The 15318-nt window shown below is 75.0% G+C and carries 13 protein-coding genes and 1 riboswitch; of the genes, 8 read left to right on the forward strand and 5 right to left on the reverse strand.

Features of this window, described 5'->3' with window-relative positions; all coding sequences use genetic code 11:
* Window positions 1–148: 148 nt before the first annotated feature.
* From ACW14Y_RS36970 to lepB, 4 genes are all read left to right on the forward strand, one after another.
* Window positions 149–1099 carry an ATP-grasp domain-containing protein gene (locus tag ACW14Y_RS36970; RefSeq protein WP_402722535.1) on the forward strand — a complete coding sequence of 317 codons (951 nt, stop codon included), beginning with the start codon at window positions 149–151 and terminating at the stop codon, window positions 1097–1099.
* A 194-nt stretch (window positions 1100–1293) separates the two neighbouring features.
* A riboswitch (M-box (ykoK) riboswitch) is annotated at window positions 1294–1480 on the forward strand.
* A 358-nt stretch (window positions 1481–1838) separates the two neighbouring features.
* The gene (locus ACW14Y_RS36975) at window positions 1839–3011 is read left to right on the forward strand and encodes a magnesium and cobalt transport protein CorA (RefSeq protein WP_380394249.1); all 1173 of its coding nucleotides are present in this window, start codon (window positions 1839–1841) and stop codon (window positions 3009–3011) included.
* A 227-nt stretch (window positions 3012–3238) separates the two neighbouring features.
* The gene (locus ACW14Y_RS36980) at window positions 3239–4324 is read left to right on the forward strand and encodes a helix-turn-helix transcriptional regulator (RefSeq protein WP_380443468.1); all 1086 of its coding nucleotides are present in this window, start codon (window positions 3239–3241) and stop codon (window positions 4322–4324) included.
* 151 nt (window positions 4325–4475) lie between these two features.
* Complete coding sequence (lepB, locus tag ACW14Y_RS36985; RefSeq protein ID WP_456984945.1) at window positions 4476–5555, forward strand: signal peptidase I; 1080 nt, start codon at window positions 4476–4478, stop codon at window positions 5553–5555.
* Between the two features lie 128 nt (window positions 5556–5683).
* Here lepB and ACW14Y_RS36990 read toward each other — a convergent pair whose 3' ends face one another.
* The 3 genes from ACW14Y_RS36990 to ACW14Y_RS37000 form a co-directional block, all read right to left on the reverse strand.
* A complete protein-coding gene (locus tag ACW14Y_RS36990) occupies window positions 5684–6376 on the reverse strand; it encodes a TetR/AcrR family transcriptional regulator (protein WP_380395094.1) in 693 nt (230 codons plus the stop codon).
* A 119-nt stretch (window positions 6377–6495) separates the two neighbouring features.
* Entirely contained in the window at window positions 6496–7734 is a 1239-nt protein-coding gene (locus ACW14Y_RS36995; RefSeq protein ID WP_456984946.1) for an MFS transporter, read from the reverse strand.
* Window positions 7731–8624, reverse strand: coding sequence for a pirin family protein (locus ACW14Y_RS37000; protein ID WP_380312251.1), 894 nt, complete (start codon window positions 8622–8624; stop codon window positions 7731–7733). Before ACW14Y_RS37000 ends, ACW14Y_RS36995 begins: the two co-directional genes overlap by 4 nt.
* A 182-nt stretch (window positions 8625–8806) precedes the next feature.
* Between ACW14Y_RS37000 and ACW14Y_RS37005 the strand changes: the two genes are divergently transcribed.
* From ACW14Y_RS37005 to ACW14Y_RS37015, 3 genes are all read left to right on the forward strand, one after another.
* Window positions 8807–9394 carry an NADPH-dependent FMN reductase gene (locus ACW14Y_RS37005; protein WP_266272565.1) on the forward strand — a complete coding sequence of 196 codons (588 nt, stop codon included), beginning with the start codon at window positions 8807–8809 and terminating at the stop codon, window positions 9392–9394.
* Between the two features lie 44 nt (window positions 9395–9438).
* Window positions 9439–10278 carry an MBL fold metallo-hydrolase gene (locus ACW14Y_RS37010; protein WP_380395092.1) on the forward strand — a complete coding sequence of 280 codons (840 nt, stop codon included), beginning with the start codon at window positions 9439–9441 and terminating at the stop codon, window positions 10276–10278.
* Window positions 10279–10635: 357 nt separating this feature from the next.
* On the forward strand, window positions 10636–11829 hold the full coding sequence (locus ACW14Y_RS37015; RefSeq protein ID WP_380304565.1) for a trans-sulfuration enzyme family protein: 1194 nt from the start codon (window positions 10636–10638) through the stop codon (window positions 11827–11829).
* A 107-nt stretch (window positions 11830–11936) separates the two neighbouring features.
* On the opposite strand, the gene ACW14Y_RS37020 is transcribed toward ACW14Y_RS37015, so the two are convergent.
* Entirely contained in the window at window positions 11937–13739 is a 1803-nt protein-coding gene (locus tag ACW14Y_RS37020) for a SpoIIE family protein phosphatase (RefSeq protein WP_456984947.1), read from the reverse strand.
* A 118-nt stretch (window positions 13740–13857) separates the two neighbouring features.
* Window positions 13858–14322 carry a MarR family winged helix-turn-helix transcriptional regulator gene (locus ACW14Y_RS37025; protein WP_380443456.1) on the reverse strand — a complete coding sequence of 155 codons (465 nt, stop codon included), beginning with the start codon at window positions 14320–14322 and terminating at the stop codon, window positions 13858–13860.
* A 96-nt stretch (window positions 14323–14418) separates the two neighbouring features.
* Between ACW14Y_RS37025 and ACW14Y_RS37030 the strand changes: the two genes are divergently transcribed.
* Complete coding sequence (locus ACW14Y_RS37030; RefSeq protein WP_380304571.1) at window positions 14419–15267, forward strand: SDR family NAD(P)-dependent oxidoreductase; 849 nt, start codon at window positions 14419–14421, stop codon at window positions 15265–15267.
* Window positions 15268–15318: the final 51 nt, after the last annotated feature.

Below are 15318 nucleotides of genomic sequence, written 5' to 3' on the forward strand. Positions count from 1 at the left end.
CTCGGAGGGGAGGCGCGGGGCGCCGACATGGCGTCGCGGTGAACGCGCGGCACCGTTCGGGCGCACGCGAATCCTCCCGGGGCACCTTCCCCGGGCGAGTTCCGGGAATCCCTTGCCTGGACATGTCCGCGACATGTTCCATGGGGCCATGGGGCGTAGCGAGCTCGTTCTGATGACCGACCACGGCTCGACCGAGGGCAGCCGGGAAACGCTGGCCACCGCGGTGCGGCGGCTGACCGGGCAGGCACCGTTCCTGCTCGACGCGCGGCACTTCATGAGCGGCGGCGCGGCCGGCCCCGCCGGTGGCGGACGGGTGCGGGGCACCGGCGACGGGGTCGCCCTCGAAGTCCCCGCCGAAGGCCTCGCGCTGACCGCCCGGACGGTGCTCCTGTACGAGATACCGCCGCACCGCCGCCACGAACTCACCGACTGCCAGCGGCTGCTGCGCGAGAACGGGGTCCGCTCGCTCGGCACCGCCGCCGACGGCTGGCGGGCGGCCACCGACAAGCGGCTGACCGTCGAGTGCTTCGCCCGGGACGGCGTCCGCCAGATGCCCACGGTCACGCTCGACCGGCCCACCCGGGCCGGGGCCGCCGAGGTGTTCGAACGGCTCGGCGGCGACGTCTGGGCCCGCCCGGCCCTCGGCATGAGCGGGGAGGACGTCTTCCACGTCACCACCCACGCCCAGCTCGCCGAGGCGGCCGAGCGCTACGCCGAGGCCGGTACCCCCTGGCTGCTCGCCGCCGACGCCCGCAACTTCACCCCGGACGGCCGACGGCACCAGTACCGGGTGACCGTGCTCGCCGGCCGGGCGCTCCGCGCCGTCGAACACGTGCAGGACGACCCGGACCAGCCGTGCAACCTCGCCCGGGGCGCCGTCTCCACCCCGCTGCCGGTCGAGGCGCTGCCCGCCGGGCTGGCGGAGCTGGCGATCGCGGCCACCCGCTCGGTGGGGCTGCCGTTCGCGGCGGTCGACCTCGCGGGGGAGAGCGGCGGGGCGGTCTTCGAGGTCAACGTCCACCCGGCGTTCGGCTCGCCCGGCGCACTGGAGGCGGTCGCCGTGCCGTACGTGGCCGCCCACCTCGGGCCGGCGGCCTGACCGGATCCCGTCCTCTACAAGCAAATTGACGTACTTTCAGTTCGGCGCGCGCCGGAGCGCACCCGGGGCGCGGGGTGCTCGTACGAGCCTTCCGCGAGGCCCGCGCATCGACCGTCTCGCGTGCCGCGCCGAGTCGTGACCGCACCCCTGGTCGAAGCACCCCTCCAGCGGGTACTAGACTCCGAGAGGTTGTGAAGGCACCTCGTTCGGTGAGGCGTCGCCATGGACACAGGCCACTGACCCCACGACGTCGAGAGACGCCCAGGGTCAGGACAGGTCTCCCCGGCCTAAGGGGTGACCCCAAGTGGCTGCACCCCTCGGGACCATCCCGGGTGCTACGCCGTGGCGTGCCAAAGCTCTGACGAGATCAAGGGGTGCCCACCCGACGCTGCGGCGCCCGTGCGCGCCCGCTCGGCGGTGTGGAGCCTCCTGGTGGCCCGGTTACGGCGACCCCGCGCGGGCGCCCCGACGGCGAGGAGGTGAGAGCGATGGAGTGCAGTAGTAGTCCGGGTCGAAGTAGGCCCCTCCCCAGGACGTCCCTCACTTCTCCCGGCACCCGGTTCCCCTCCTCCCGTACCGCTCCCGACCCCCGCCGTCGCACCGCCCGCCGCTGACCCGGCGCGCCGCGCGGCCAGGGCGCCGTGCGCGGTGGAGGACGACCGGGCGCCCCCCGCCTGCCCCGCACCCCCGACCTGCTGTGTCCGGTGCGGCGGCCCCCGAACCGCGGAGGTACCCCGTCATGTCCGACTGGCGTGTGCGCGCAGTGCGTGCGAGCAAGCTCCCCTTCTCCCGTCCCACCAACCCGGCCGGCGGCACCACGCCCGCCCAGCCCGCCCCCGAGCACTCGATGGACCCGCGCCCCGACCAGCCGGTCGAGCACGTGAGCCTGGAGCGCTCCGTCGTCGACGCCGGCGTCTACTTCGACGGCCACCGGCTCGCCTCCGCCACCGACCTCGCCGGCGTCTACCGCGAACTGCCCGGCAAGCCCGGCACGATGGCCTGGATCGGTCTCTACCGGCCCGCCGAGGCCCAGCTGCTGGAGGCCGCGGAGCGGTTCAACCTGCACGAACTGGCCGTCGAGGACGCCATCGTGGCCCACCAGCGCCCCAAGCTGGAGCGCTACGGCGACACCCTCTTCGTGGTGCTGCGCGCCGCCCGCTACCTGGACGACGTGGAGGAGGTCGACTTCGGCGAGATCCACCTCTTCGTCGGCCCCGACTTCGTCCTCACCGTCCGCCACTCCCAGGCCCCCGACCTCTCCGCGGTCCGCCGCCGTCTGGAGGCCGACCCCGAACTCCTGGCCCTCGGTCCCGAGGCCGTGCTCTACGCCGTCCTGGACGCCGTGGTGGACGGCTACGCCCCGGTCATCGCCGGTCTCCAGCACGACATCGACGAGATCGAGACCGAGGTCTTCGGCGGTGACCCGCAGGTCTCCCGGCGCATCTACGAACTCTCCCGCGAGGTCATCGAGTTCCAGCGCGCCACCCGGCCCCTGCTGGAGATCATGCAGAGCCTGGAGGCGGGCTTCGAGAAGTACGGCACCGACGAGGAGCTCCGCCGCTACCTGCGCGACGTCGCCGACCACGCCACCTACGCGGCCGAACGCGTCGACGGCTTCCGCCAGATGCTCCAGAACATCCTCACCGTCAACGCCACCCTGGTCTCCCAGCGCCAGAACGAGGAGATGAAGCAACTCGCCGAGGCCGGCCACGTCCAGAACGACGAGATCAAGAAGATCTCCTCCTGGGCCGCCATCCTCTTCGCCCCGACCCTGATCGGGACCGTCTACGGCATGAACTTCACCGACATGCCCGAACTCAAGTGGGCCTACGGCTACCCCTTCGCGATCGCCCTCATGGCCCTCGTCTGCACCAGCCTCTACCTGATCTTCAAGCGCCGCAACTGGCTGTAGCGGCAGGGCGGTCGGGACCGTCGGCGGGGGCGGGGCCGGGTACCCGGCCCCGCCCCCGCCGTGTCCGGTCCCGGGGTCCTCGTCGGGGTCCTCGTCGGGGTTGTCGTCGGGGTCGGAGCGCGACCGGAGGATGAGGGGAGAGGGGCCGGGGACCGTCCGGAGGGGGAGGGCGGATCCGTCCGGCGGGGCATGGGCGGGTGGTCGGTGTGCGTGTTAGTTTCCGGCACATGGGATCACGTGGGGCACGTGGGGTGGCGGCGCAGCAGGCGATCGAGGGACTGCGGGAGCTGGCCGGAGCGGGGTTGGGGGCGGAGGGGGTGTTCCGCAGAGCGGACGAACTGCTGCGGGGAGTCCTGGAGTACGACGCGGTCTGCTGGCACTCGGCGGATCCGGCGACCGGGCTGGTGAACTCGGTGCTGAGCGACGACCTCAGCCTGGACGGCTTCGAGAACGCGGTGCGCCTGGAGGTGTGGGCGGACGATGTGGCGACGTTCTCGGGGATCCGGCGCAGCGGGGTGCGGGCGGAGACGCTGAGCCGGGCGACCCGGGGGCGGCTGATGGAGAGCGTGCGGTTCCGGGAGCAGATCCGGCCGGCGGGGTTCGGCGACGAACTGCGGGCCGTGTTCGACGCGCACGGCGGGATGTGGGGGTGCGCGGTCTTCATGCGGGTGCCCGGCCGGGGGCCGTTCCTGGCCCGGCACCGGGAGCTCGCGGACCTCGCCGCGCGGCACCTCGGCAACGCGCTGAGGGCCTGTCATGTGCCGACGGCCGACGCGGCGTCGGGCCGGACGGCGGACGCCGGGCCGGCGGTGGTGGTGCTCGGCCGGGGGAACCGGCCGATCGCCATCTCCGGCCCGGCGGAGGAACTGCTCGGTCGGCTCTCCGATCCGAGCCGGACTTCGCTGCGGGTCCCGACGGCGGTCGCGATGGCCGCCGAGCAGGCCCGCCGGGTGGCCCACGGCCTGCCCGTGCCGCAGTCGAAGATCAGGGTGCAGGACGGCGACGGCCGCTGGTACGTGCTGCACGGTTCGGCGTTGAAGGGCGGCGCCGAGGACCTGGTGACGGTGGTGGCGGCGCCGGCGACGCCCGCCGACGCGATGCCGCTGTACCTCTCGGCGTACGGGCTGACGGCGCGGGAGCAGGAGGTGGCGCTGCTGCTGGTGCGGGGGTGCGACACCCGGGACGTGTCGCGGTTGCTGGCGATGAAGCCGTACACGGTGCAGGACCATCTGAAGTCGGTGTTCGCCAAGGCCGGTGTGGCCAGCCGGCGGGAGCTGGTCGCGCGGATCATGCTGGGCGGTGGGGTGTCGTAGCGGCGGGGCCCGGGGTGTACGTTCTGACGGGTCGGTGGCGGGCGGGGGTGGCCGGAGGCCGGCCCTGCCCGGTCGTGGGAACCGTCGATCGTTAGCTGACAACGGGGGGTCCCGCACGGGGGCCCGCCGGGCCGTCCGGAGGGGGCCAGGGATGAGCGTGGAGGATACCGCCGGTTCGGCGGGCAGTGGTCAGGGCGACGGGAAGGCCCCGGAGGTGGCGGCCACGGCCACGGCCACCGGGGAGCGTGCCGCCGCCGGAGGCGCGCAGGCGGACACCGGTGGAGGCGCGGAGGGCGATGCCGGAGGAGGGGCCGACGGCGGTCCGGACGGCGGCGCGGACGGGGACGGCGGGGGCAAGCGCGGGAAGGTGAAGAAGAAACGGCCGTTCTGGCAGGAGCTGCCGATCCTGATCGGCATCGCCCTGCTGCTCTCACTGGGCATCAAGACCTTCTTCGTCCAGGCCTTCTCCATCCCCTCGGGTTCGATGCAGCACACGCTGGAGAAGGACGACCGGGTCCTGGTCGACAAGTTCACCCCGTGGTTCGGCGCCGAGCCGGAGCGCGGTGAGGTGGTGGTCTTCAAGGACCCGGGCGGCTGGCTGGACTCGGTGCCCCGGGTGAAGGGCAACGCGTTCGTCGAGGGGATCCGGACGGCGCTCGGCACGGTCGGCCTGCTGCCCTCCGACAACGAGAAGGACCTCATCAAGCGGGTGATCGCGGTCGGCGGGGACACCGTCGAGTGCCGGGAGGGCGGCCCGGTCAAGGTCAACGGCGCGGCGCTGGACGAGCCGTACCTGTACCCGGGGGCGACGCCGTGCGGTGACGCGCCGGTGGGCACGGTGACGGTGCCCAAGGACCACCTGTGGGTGATGGGGGACCACCGCAACGACTCGCGCGACTCGCGCTTCCACGTCAACGAGCCCGGTGGCGGCTTCGTCCCGGTGAAGAACGTGATCGGCCGGGCCTTCGTGGTCGCCTGGCCGCTGTCGCGCTGGGACACCCTGCCGGTGCCGGACACCTTCGACCAGAAGGGCCTCGCGGCGGGGGCGCCGGACCGCGTCGGCGGGCGTGGCGGGGAGGGGCCGGCCGAGCCCTCGGCGCCGGAGGCCGCCCTGGTGGCCGCGGCCGTCCCGTTCGTGCTGCGGCAGCGCCGCCGGGCGGAACGGGCAGAGCAGTCCGAGCAGGCCGAGCAGGCGGAGCGGACCGGGCGGGCGGGGGACGCCGACCGCTGAGGCGGTGCCGGGTCCGGTGCCCGTCGAACGACTCCGCCGCCGTCTCCGCCCCGGTCCTCCCGGGGCCGGGGCCGGCGGCGGACCGCTTCCTGGGGGAGTGGCGTTCGTGGCGACGGCGGAGGGGCCGGTCAGGCCGGGCCGTGCCAGCCCGGGGGACGGCCGTAGCGGGCGAGGAAGAGGTCGACGCCGGACCCGATGGTGCGGGCGAGCTCGTCGTCGGCCACCGGAGTGGTGGGGGCGAAGGTGTGCACCAGCTGCGGGATGCCGACGGTGCAGGCCACCAGTTGCTGGACGGCGAGCTTCGGGTCCGGGACGTGCAGCTCGCCCTTGGCGGTGAGGTCGGTGAGCACCTCGACCAGCGGGCCGTTGTTCATGTCGTAGGTGACCAGGTACCAGAGCTGGCCGAGCTGCGGGAAGCGGTCGATCTCGCCGATCACCAGGCGGCGCAGCAGCATGATCTCGGGGCGCAGCAGGATGCGGGCGAGCTCGGTGGTGTGCCGGACGAGGGCCGTGCGCACGTCCGGGGCGTCGGCGAGGGCGCGGGCGGGCGGCGTCAGGTCGGCGTAGGTCTTGGGCAGCACACCGCTGACGACGGCCAGGAAAAGGCGTTCCTTGCTGCCGAAGTGCTTGTAGATGGTGGCCTTGGAGACGCCGGACCGGTTGGTGATGACGTCCATCGAGGCGGCCGAGTAGCCCTCGGCGAGGAACTCCGCGAGGGCGGCGTCGATGATCGCCTGGCGCTTGCGGGCCGCGGCGTCGCCCGGCGCCGGGATGATCGGCATCCCGTACTCGTCGGTGGCGTCCTGGCGCTCGGCTCCCATGCGTCCGTCCTTCGTCCTTCGTCGGGGTGGGAAGGGGCTTCCCTGGCGGGGTGGGCTACTGCGACGGGATGGTACCGACCGTTTGGGGTGGTAGTGACCGGTCCGGGTGATTGGACCGTTCAGTATAGGAACTGAACCGTTTGGTCCGCAAAGCCCGCGAGGGCCGGACCTGCGGCGACGCCCGCCGGGAAGGCCAGATTGAACAGGCCGATCGCACCGCCCTGCCGCTCCGGCGCGAGCCCGCCGACCGCCGAACCCGTGAGCACCCCCTGCCCGCCGGCCGTGACCAGGGAGCTGAGCGCCGAGCCGAGCAGCACGACCGGGGGCCACGGCGCGAAGGCCGCCGCGGCGGCGGCCGCCGTCGAGCCCGTCGCGAGCAGCACCCGGACCCGGGCCGTCCCCAGGGCGGGGGCGAGCCGTACCAGCTGCCAGGAGAGCAGCGCGCCGGCGAGCGCCACGGACGCGACCGCGGCACCGGTGGGCAGCGGGCCCCAGCCGGTGAGGGCGGTCACCCGGCGCGGGGCGCCGTAGACCAGGGCGAAGTTGACGGTGGCGAGTGCGAGCATGAGCAGGGCCGGGCGGCGGAAGCCGGGCCGCCGCAGCAGGCCCAGCGGCAGGGCGTCGCGGAACCGCGGCCGAGGGCTTCCGGCCGGCCCCGTTTCTCCCGCCTGCCCCGCCTGCCCCGACTCTCCTGCCCGCCCCGCCTGTCCGGCCGGGCGCAGTACGGCGGGGAGCACCGCGAGGGCGAGCAGCGGCATGACCAGCGCGGCCCGCCAGCCGAGCAGCTGCGCGGCGCCCGCGCCGACGAACAGGCCGAGCGTGCCGCCGGCCGCGTTGCCGATCGCGACCAGGCCGGTGGAGCGGCCGGTGCGGTCGCGGCCGGCGATCCGGAAGGCCGCGACGGTCAGCCCCGCCGCTCCGGCGGCCTCCACCGCCCGCCCCGCCGCCAGCGGCAGCAGGGCGGAGGGCGAGGCCAGCACGATCGCGGCGCCGAGGGCGACCAGCGCCGCGCCGGCCCGGACCAGGGCGGCGGGGCCGCGCCGCCCGGCGGTGCCGGACAGCAGCGGGGTACCGGCGAGCAGGCCGAGTCCGTACGCGGTCATCAGCCAGGCCGCCGAGGCGGTCGGGAGGCCCAGGGCGTGGGCGGCGGTGGGCAGGGCCAGACTCGGCCCGGAGATCCCGCTCGCGGCGGCGGCGATCAGCAGTGCCGCGGCCGTCGACCCCGGCGCCCGCCGGCCCGGCGCGGTGGCGGCACCTCGGTCGTGGGCGGCGTGCGGGCGCGGGGCGGTGGGGTTGCGGGCGGCAGGGCCGAGGGCGGCCGTGGGCCGGGCGGCGAGCCGGGCCGGGAAGGCGCTCATACCGGCATCCGGCCCATCAGACCGCGCGAGAAGTCCAGCTGGGCGCGGTGGAGCTCGGCCACCGTGTTCATCACGAACGGCCCGCTGCGGGCGACCGGTTCGCCGATCGGCTCGCCGGCCAGGACGAGCACCTCGGCCGGCCCGTCCACGGCCCGGACGGTGAAGCCCTCGCCGTCGTGGTCGAGGACGGCGAGGTGGCCGTCGGGCAGCGGGACGCCCGCGGTCTCGGCCCGGCCGGTCAGGGTGTGGAACGCGGCGGTGTGGTGGGCCGGAGCGGTGAACGTCGCCGAGCCGCCGGCCGCGAGCCGGGCGTGCACCACCAGGAGCGGGGTGTGGGTCCGGAAGGGCGCGGTCGCGCCGTGGGTGGTCCCGGCGAGCACGATCAGCTCGGCGCCCTCGGCGGTGCGGACCACGGGCAGGTCGGCGGCCTCGGCGTTCTGACTGCGCGGCGGCACCCCCTTGAGCCGCGCGGGCAGGTTCACCCAGATCTGCAGCATGTGCTGGCGGCCGCCGGCGGCGAGGAACTCGGGGGTGGGCAGGGCCTCGTGCACGATGCCCGAGCCGGCGGTCAGCCACTGGACGCCGCCGCCGCGGACCACGGCCCGGTGGCCCCGGGAGTCGGCGTTCGCGATGTCGCCGTCGATGACGTACTGGATGGTCTCGAAGCCCCGGTGCGGGTGCGGGGGAGCCCCCTTGGCCTCGCCGGGGGCGAGGTCGACCGGGCCGACCTGGTCGACCATCAGGAAGGGGTCGAGGAAGGGCAGCTCGGCGGTGGGGAAGGGGCGGCGGACGGGGAAGCCCGCGCCCTCGAAGGTGTGGAACGGGGAGACGACGCGGGCGACGGAGCGGCCGGTGGTCGTCGGGGCGGTGTGCACGGGTGTCGTGGTCATGGGTCGACTGAACTACACCATTCAGTTCAGTGTCAAGACTGAACAGTTCAGTTGACAGGATGAACTGGTCCGTCTAGTTTTCTCGGTGTCGACCCCGGCAGTCACCACGGCACCGGCAGTCACATCCGTGTCATACGGACAGTCAGATCACCGGCAGTCACATCCCCATCGAGGAGTACGTCATGACCGCGTCCAAGATCTTCGCCATCTCCGGTTCGCTGCGCGCCGACTCGCACAACACCCGGCTGCTGAAGGCCGCCCAGAAGTTCAACCCGGGCGGCCAGGAGATCGAGATCTACGAGGGCCTGCGCGAGATCCCGCCGTACGACCTGGACCTCGACACCCCCGAGCTGCGCCCGGCCGTCGTCGAGGACCTGCGCCGCCGGGTCGCCGAGGCCGACGGCCTGCTGATCGCCACCCCCGAGTTCAACTACTCAATCCCCGGCGTGCTCAAGAACGCCATCGACTGGCTGAGCACCGACTGGACCCGCACCGAGGGCCTGCCGCTGCACCGCAAGCCGGCCGCCATCCTCGGCGCCGCCCCGACCAACTTCGGCACCGTCCGCGCCCAGCTGGCGCTCCGCCAGGTCTTCGTCTGGACCGAGACCGACGTCGTGGTGAAGCCCGAGGTCATCGTCTTCCGGGCGCACGAGCGCTTCGACGAGGAGGGCAACCTCACCGACGAGATCACCATCGGCCTGCTCCAGGGCCTGCTGACCGCGCTCCAGGAGAAGATCGACGCCAAGGCGGAGCGCGCGGCCCGCGGCTGACGCCCCGGCAGCGGCACCGCACGTACTACGGGGGAAGCAGAGAGATGTCCGACCACAGCGCACCAGCACCGAACACGACCACCACCGCGACTACTGCCACCACCACGCCGACGCCCACCGCCCCGGTCACCGTCACCGCCGCCCACCTGGGCACCGCCACCGTCCTGCTGCGGATCGGCGACCTGACCGTCCTCACCGACCCGGCCCTCGACCCCGGCCCGGCCGACTACCCGGCGGCCCGCCCGCTGCGCCGCACCGCCGGCCCGGCGCTCACCGCCGACCAGCTGCCGCCGATCGACCTGGTCCTGCTCTCCCACGACCAGCACGCCGACAACCTCGACCCGACCGGCCGGACGGTGCTGGCCCGCGCCACCACCGTGCTCACCACACCCGAGGCCGCCGAACGGCTCGGGGGAGCGGCCGAGGGGTTGGCGACCTGGGAGAGCCGTCGCATCACCGCCGGCGCCACGACCGTCACGGTGACGGCCACGCCCGCCCGGCACGGGCCGCCGGGCACCGAGGAGGCCACCGGTCCGGTCACCGGATTCGTCGTCGAGTACGAGGGCGGCACCCTCTACCTCTCCGGGGACACCGTCCGCCACGACGCGCTGGCGGGCATCGCCGAACGCTTCACCGTGGACACCGCCTTCCTGCACCTGGGCGACGCCCACTTCCCGTCCACCGGCGACCGGGCGTTCTCGATGAGCGCCCGCGAGGGGGCCGAACTCGCCCGGCTCCTGGGAGCCCGCACCGTGGTCCCGGTCCACTACGAGTCCTGGGAGCACCTCGGCGAGGACCCGGCCGCCATCACCGGGGCCTTCTCGGCCCCCGACCTGACCGGCCGGCTGCGCCTGCTGACCCCCGGCGTCGCCGAGTCGCTCTGAGCGGCCCCGCCGCGCACACCGGGCACGGTCCGGGAGCCGCCGCGCCGATCCGGTACCGCCCCGGCCGCCGGGGCCGGTCGGGCCACCGGGTTCGCTCGGGCCACCGGCTCCGGTCGGGTCACCGACCCTGATCGGCCACCGACCCTGACCGGGCAGCCCGGCTCCGATCGCGCCGCCCCGGCCCCGACCAGGGCCGGGCGGCGCCCGGACGCCGGGAGCCCCGGGACCCGTCCGTCCCTCCGTGACAGGGGTACGGAGGGACGGACGGACGTCGGCACCCCGGCGACCGGGGATCCGGGGCCACCCGGGTGGGATTGGCCCTGGCCCGGTGACGGCGGACGCGGTCAGGATGGGGGGATGAGCGACTTCCACGACGGGCTGCGGCCCGAGAGCCGGATCGTCCACCCGCCCGTGACCGAGGTGACCGGAAGCCGGCCGCTGGGCGTGCCGATCCATCAGGGCCACGTCTTCGCGTTCCCCGACGGCGACGCGCTGGCGGAGGCCTTCGCCGGGCCCGACCGGGCCTTCCTCTACAACCGGCTGGGCAATCCGACGGTCCGTTCGCTGGAGCACGCGGTGGCCGGGCTGGAAGGCGGCAGCGGTGCGCTGGCCGCCTCCTCCGGGATGGGCGCGATCAACACCGTGCTGCTCGCGCTGCTCCGCTCCGGGGACCATGTGATCGCCCAGGAGAGCCTGTACGGCGGCACCTTCGCGGCCCTGGCCGATCTGGCCGCGCGCTGGGGCGTGACGGTCACCCACGTCCGGGGTGACGACCCGGAGGAGGTCCGCGCCGCTCTGCGGCCCAACACCCGGCTGCTGTACCTGGAGACGGTCTCCAACCCGACCGCGCGGGTCACCGACCTGCCGGCCCTGATCGGCGTCGCCCGGGAGGCCGGGGTGCTGAGCGTGGTGGACAACACCTTCACCACCCCGCTGCTCTGCCGCCCGATCGAGCACGGGGCGGACGTCGTGGTCCACTCGGCCACCAAGTACCTGGGCGGCCACTCCGACGTGCTGGCCGGGGTCGCCGTCTTCGCCGACGCCGACCTGCACCACCGGGTCTGGGAGCACGGGGTCGAACTCGGCGCCTCCCTGGACCCGTTCGCCGCCTGGCTGACCCTGCGCGGGATGCAGACCCTGGGCCTGCGGATGCGCCGGCACTGCGAGTCCGCGCTCGACCTGGCCGGACGGCTCGCCGCCCACCCGGCGGTCACCACCGTGCACCACCCGGGCCTGCCGGGCCACCCGGACCACGAGCTGGCCCGCCGGCTGCTGCCGGAGGGAGTGGGCGGGGTGTTCGCCGTCGACCTGGCCGGCGGGCGCGAGGCCGCGGGGGCCTTCGTCGGCGCGCTCCGCCTGGCCTCGCTCGCGCCCTCGCTCGGCGGGGTGCACACCCTCGTCATGCACCCGGCCAGCACCTCGCACCGCCAGCTCTCGGACGAGGAACTGGCCGCCGCCGGGATCGGCCCCGGCACCGTTCGGCTGGCCGTCGGCATCGAGCACCCCGAGGACCTCTGGGCCGATCTGGAACAGGCCCTGGGCAAGGTCTGAGGCCCGGGCAGGCTATGAGGCCCGGGCAAGGTCTGGGGGCCGGGCGAGCGCTGAGCCCCGGGCAGGCGAACCCGGCAGCCGCGCCCGGGACGGCAGTCCCGGCACCGCTACCCCCGGGACTGCTGCGCCCGGGGCGGCGGCCGGAGCCTCGGCCGGGCCGCCAGGACGGCGACGTCGTCCTCCGCCGGGTGCCCGGAGGCCGGGCCGAGGGCGTGCAGGGCGGCGTCGAGCAGCTCGTCCAGCGGGCCGGTGACCGGCAGCCGCAGGGCGGCCAGCCGGGCCAGCGAGACATCGATGTCCTCGCCGCGCCGCTCCACCAGCCCGTCCGTGTACAGCAGCAGGGTCTCGCCGGGCAGCAGGGTCCGGGTGGTCTGTTCGTAGCCGCCGACCCCGGTACCGAGCGGCGGGCCGGTCGGCACCCGCAGCAGTTCGGTGGGCCGGCCGGGCGCGATCAGGGCGGGCGGGAGGTGTCCGGCGCAGGAGAAGGTCCACCGGCCCCGGCCGGGGTCGGCGAGCGCGAGCAGGCAGGTCGCGGGTCGGGCGGACTCGTTGGCGGCGATGACGGTGTCCAGCTGGCGCAGGATCCGGTGCGGCGGCAGGTCCATGCCCGCGACGTCGCGCAGGGTGGAGCGGTAGTTGCTCATGTCGACGGCGGCCTCGACGCCGTGGCCCATCACGTCGCCCATGACCAGCAGGGTCCGGCCGAACGGCAGCCGGACGGTCTCGTACCAGTCGCCGCCGACCACCGAACTGCTGCCGGACGGCAGGTAGCGGGAGGCGAGTTCGAGGTTCTGGTGCGGGTTGCCCGGTTCGCTGAGCAGGGCGCGCTGGAGGTCGAGCGCGATGCCCTGGGAGCGGCTGTAGCGGCGGGCGTTGTCGATGCCGGTCGCGGCCCGGGCGGCGAGGTCCCCGACCAGCACCGCGTCGTCCGGTCCGAAGCCGGGCGAGGCGGCGGTGCGGGCGAGGGTCAGCAGACCGACCATCTCACCGCGCGCGGTGAGCGGCAGCACCAGCAGCGAGGTGACCCCGGCGGCGCGGAAGGCGGCCGCGGTGTGCGGATCGGGCGCCGCCGCGGCGAGTTCCTCGGCGCCCTGCGGGGCGAGCAGCACGGCGACCCCGGAGGCCAGGGCGCGCGCCGCCACCGACCCCTCCCGGTGGCGCACCGACTCGCCCGGGCGGGCCAGTGCTCCGACGTCCGGGCGCAGCGCGGGCGCGGCGGCCAGTCCGGCCCGGTGGAACCGCAGACCCGGTGCTCCGCCGGGCCGGGCGGCGGTGTCCGGCGGCAGGACGTCGACGGTGGCGAGTTCGGCCAGCCGCGGCACGGCGAACACGGCGAGTTCGGCGCCGGTGGTGTCGATGTCGAGGGTGGTGCCGATCCGCTCGGCGGAAGCCTCCAGGAGGGCGAGCCTGGTCCGGGCCCGGGTGAGTTCGCGGTGCAGCTCCTGGGCCGGATCGGGGTCGTCCAGGACGGCGACGATCACGCCGACGACGCGGCCGCCGGCGGTGAGCGGTCGGTAGCGGACCCGCAGGCCGACCGGGACGGGCGCGCCCGGGCCGTCCGGGCCCCCGGTGGCGCGCTCGCGGTCGCGGCCGTCGTCCAGGACCCGGCGCAGCGTGCCGACGGCCTCGGCGAAGGCGGTGTCCTGGGCCGGGCGACCCAGCAGATCGGCCGGGCGCAGACCGGTGACGGTGGCGAAGGCGGCGTTCAGGTACAGCCAGCGCAGTTCGGTGTCGAGCAGGGCGACGCCGGTCGGCAGGGCGGCGAGCAGTTCACGCAGGAGGTCGGGGTTGTCGCTGTCGGTAGTGTCCGGGCCGCTCCCGGAGAGCGCCGCGGCCGCCGCCGTGAGCGCGGTGGTGTCCGCGTTCGTGGGGGTGCCGCCGTCTCCTCCGTCGTCGTGCCGGAACCGCATAGGTCCATGATCACGCTCTGCGGCGCGGCTCGCCCAGGGAGTCGCGCATCCTTGACCGGCCGGCGGGGTTCCGGTATCGGGGCGCGGGACGGCGGGGTGACGGCCCGCGCCCGGCCGCTCAGGCCCCGGCGGGTCGCTTGAGCTTGGCCCAGACGGCCTCCAGCGCGGCGATGTCGCCGTCGTCGAGGCGGTCGTCGAAGACCTCGGCGAGCGCCGCCCGGCGGGTGGCGTCGGCCTCGGCGAACAGTCGCCGTCCCTCCGCGGTGAGCGCGATCCGCACCGAGCGGGCGTCGGTGGGGGAGGGGGCGCGCTCGACCAGGCCGCGGGCCTGCAGGGCGTCGACGACCCGGGAGACCTGGCTGCGGCTGAGCAGGGTCTTGGCGCCCAGGTCGGAGGCGGCGACCGGTTCGGTCTGGCCGCGCAGCCAGAGCATCACCTCGAACCAGGAGAGCGGCAGGTCGTGGGCCCGGGCGAGGGCCTGGTCGACCCGGGCGCTCAGGGTCGTGCCCGCCCAGACCAGGCCGTAGAAGGCGTGGTCGCGGGCGGTGAGGTCCCCCAGGGTGAGGTCGGTGCGCTGCGACATACCGGGAAGCCTACCTTTTTGCGTGTGCGCGCACGCATCCTGCTATGGTGTGTGTGCACGCACACAAATGACGTCTGCAGATCCCAAGGAGTCCCCGTGACCACCAGCGACCGGATCGTTCTCATCACCGGCACCTCCAGCGGCATCGGCCTGGCCGCCGCCGTCGCCGCGGCCGGTGCGGGCTTCCGGGTCGTCGCCACCATGCGCGACACCGGCCGCTCCGGCCCGCTGACGAAGGCCGCCGAGGCGGCCGGCGTCGCGGACCGGATCGAGATCGCCCGGCTCGACGTCACCGACACCGACTCCGTGGCCGGGTGCCTGGCGGACGTCGTCGCCCGGCACGGCCGCCTCGACGCCGTGGTCAACAACGCGGGCGCCGGCCGGGTCGGCACCGTCGAACAGGACGGGCTCGCCCCCGTCCGCGAGGTGATGGAGGTCAACTTCTTCGGCGTGGTCGACGTGACCCGGGCCGCGCTGCCGCACCTGCGGGCGAGCGGCGGCCGGGTCGTCACCGTCACCAGCGTCGGCGGCGTGGTCGGCCAGCCCTTCAACGAGGCGTACTGCGCGGCCAAGTTCGCCGTCGAGGGCTTCATGGAGTCGCTGGCCCCGGTCGCCGCGACCGTCGGCGTCACCGTCACGGTCGTCGAACCGGGCGCGGTGGCCAGCGAGTTCGTCGCCAGCCAGGGCATCGACCTGCCGGCCCTGCTGGCCGCCGCCGGTCCGTACGCGCCCGCGCTGGACGCCTACGCGGCCCGCACCCGGACGGCCTTCGACCAGGCGCAGAGCGCGGAGGGGGCCGCGGCGGGCATCGTCGCCGCGCTCACCGCCGAGCGGCCGCCGTTCCGCGCCCAGACCTCGGACCGGGCCCGCGCCTTCGTCGGGGCCAAGCTCGCGGACCTGGACGGGTCCGCGGTCCAGGGGATCACGGCCGGCTGGGTGGCCTGAGACCGGGCCCGGCCGGGGCGGCCCCGGTCCCCGGCGGCGATGGTCATGGGA

Source organism: Kitasatospora sp. cg17-2, from assembly GCF_054031055.1.

Bases quoted from the DNA above. Each gene is read 5' to 3' on its own strand.
- ACW14Y_RS36970 (WP_402722535.1), top strand. From the start codon at position 149: ATGGGGCGTAGCGAGCTCGTTCTGATGACCGACCACGGCTCGACCGAG.
- ACW14Y_RS36975 (WP_380394249.1), top strand. From the start codon at position 1,839: ATGTCCGACTGGCGTGTGCGCGCAGTGCGTGCGAGCAAGCTCCCCTTC.
- ACW14Y_RS36980 (WP_380443468.1), top strand. From the start codon at position 3,239: ATGGGATCACGTGGGGCACGTGGGGTGGCGGCGCAGCAGGCGATCGAG.
- lepB (WP_456984945.1), top strand. From the start codon at position 4,476: ATGAGCGTGGAGGATACCGCCGGTTCGGCGGGCAGTGGTCAGGGCGAC.
- ACW14Y_RS36990 (WP_380395094.1), bottom strand. From the start codon at position 6,376: ATGGGAGCCGAGCGCCAGGACGCCACCGACGAGTACGGGATGCCGATC.
- ACW14Y_RS36995 (WP_456984946.1), bottom strand. From the start codon at position 7,734: ATGAGCGCCTTCCCGGCCCGGCTCGCCGCCCGGCCCACGGCCGCCCTC.
- ACW14Y_RS37000 (WP_380312251.1), bottom strand. From the start codon at position 8,624: ATGACCACGACACCCGTGCACACCGCCCCGACGACCACCGGCCGCTCC.
- ACW14Y_RS37005 (WP_266272565.1), top strand. From the start codon at position 8,807: ATGACCGCGTCCAAGATCTTCGCCATCTCCGGTTCGCTGCGCGCCGAC.
- ACW14Y_RS37010 (WP_380395092.1), top strand. From the start codon at position 9,439: ATGTCCGACCACAGCGCACCAGCACCGAACACGACCACCACCGCGACT.
- ACW14Y_RS37015 (WP_380304565.1), top strand. From the start codon at position 10,636: ATGAGCGACTTCCACGACGGGCTGCGGCCCGAGAGCCGGATCGTCCAC.
- ACW14Y_RS37020 (WP_456984947.1), bottom strand. From the start codon at position 13,739: ATGCGGTTCCGGCACGACGACGGAGGAGACGGCGGCACCCCCACGAAC.
- ACW14Y_RS37025 (WP_380443456.1), bottom strand. From the start codon at position 14,322: ATGTCGCAGCGCACCGACCTCACCCTGGGGGACCTCACCGCCCGCGAC.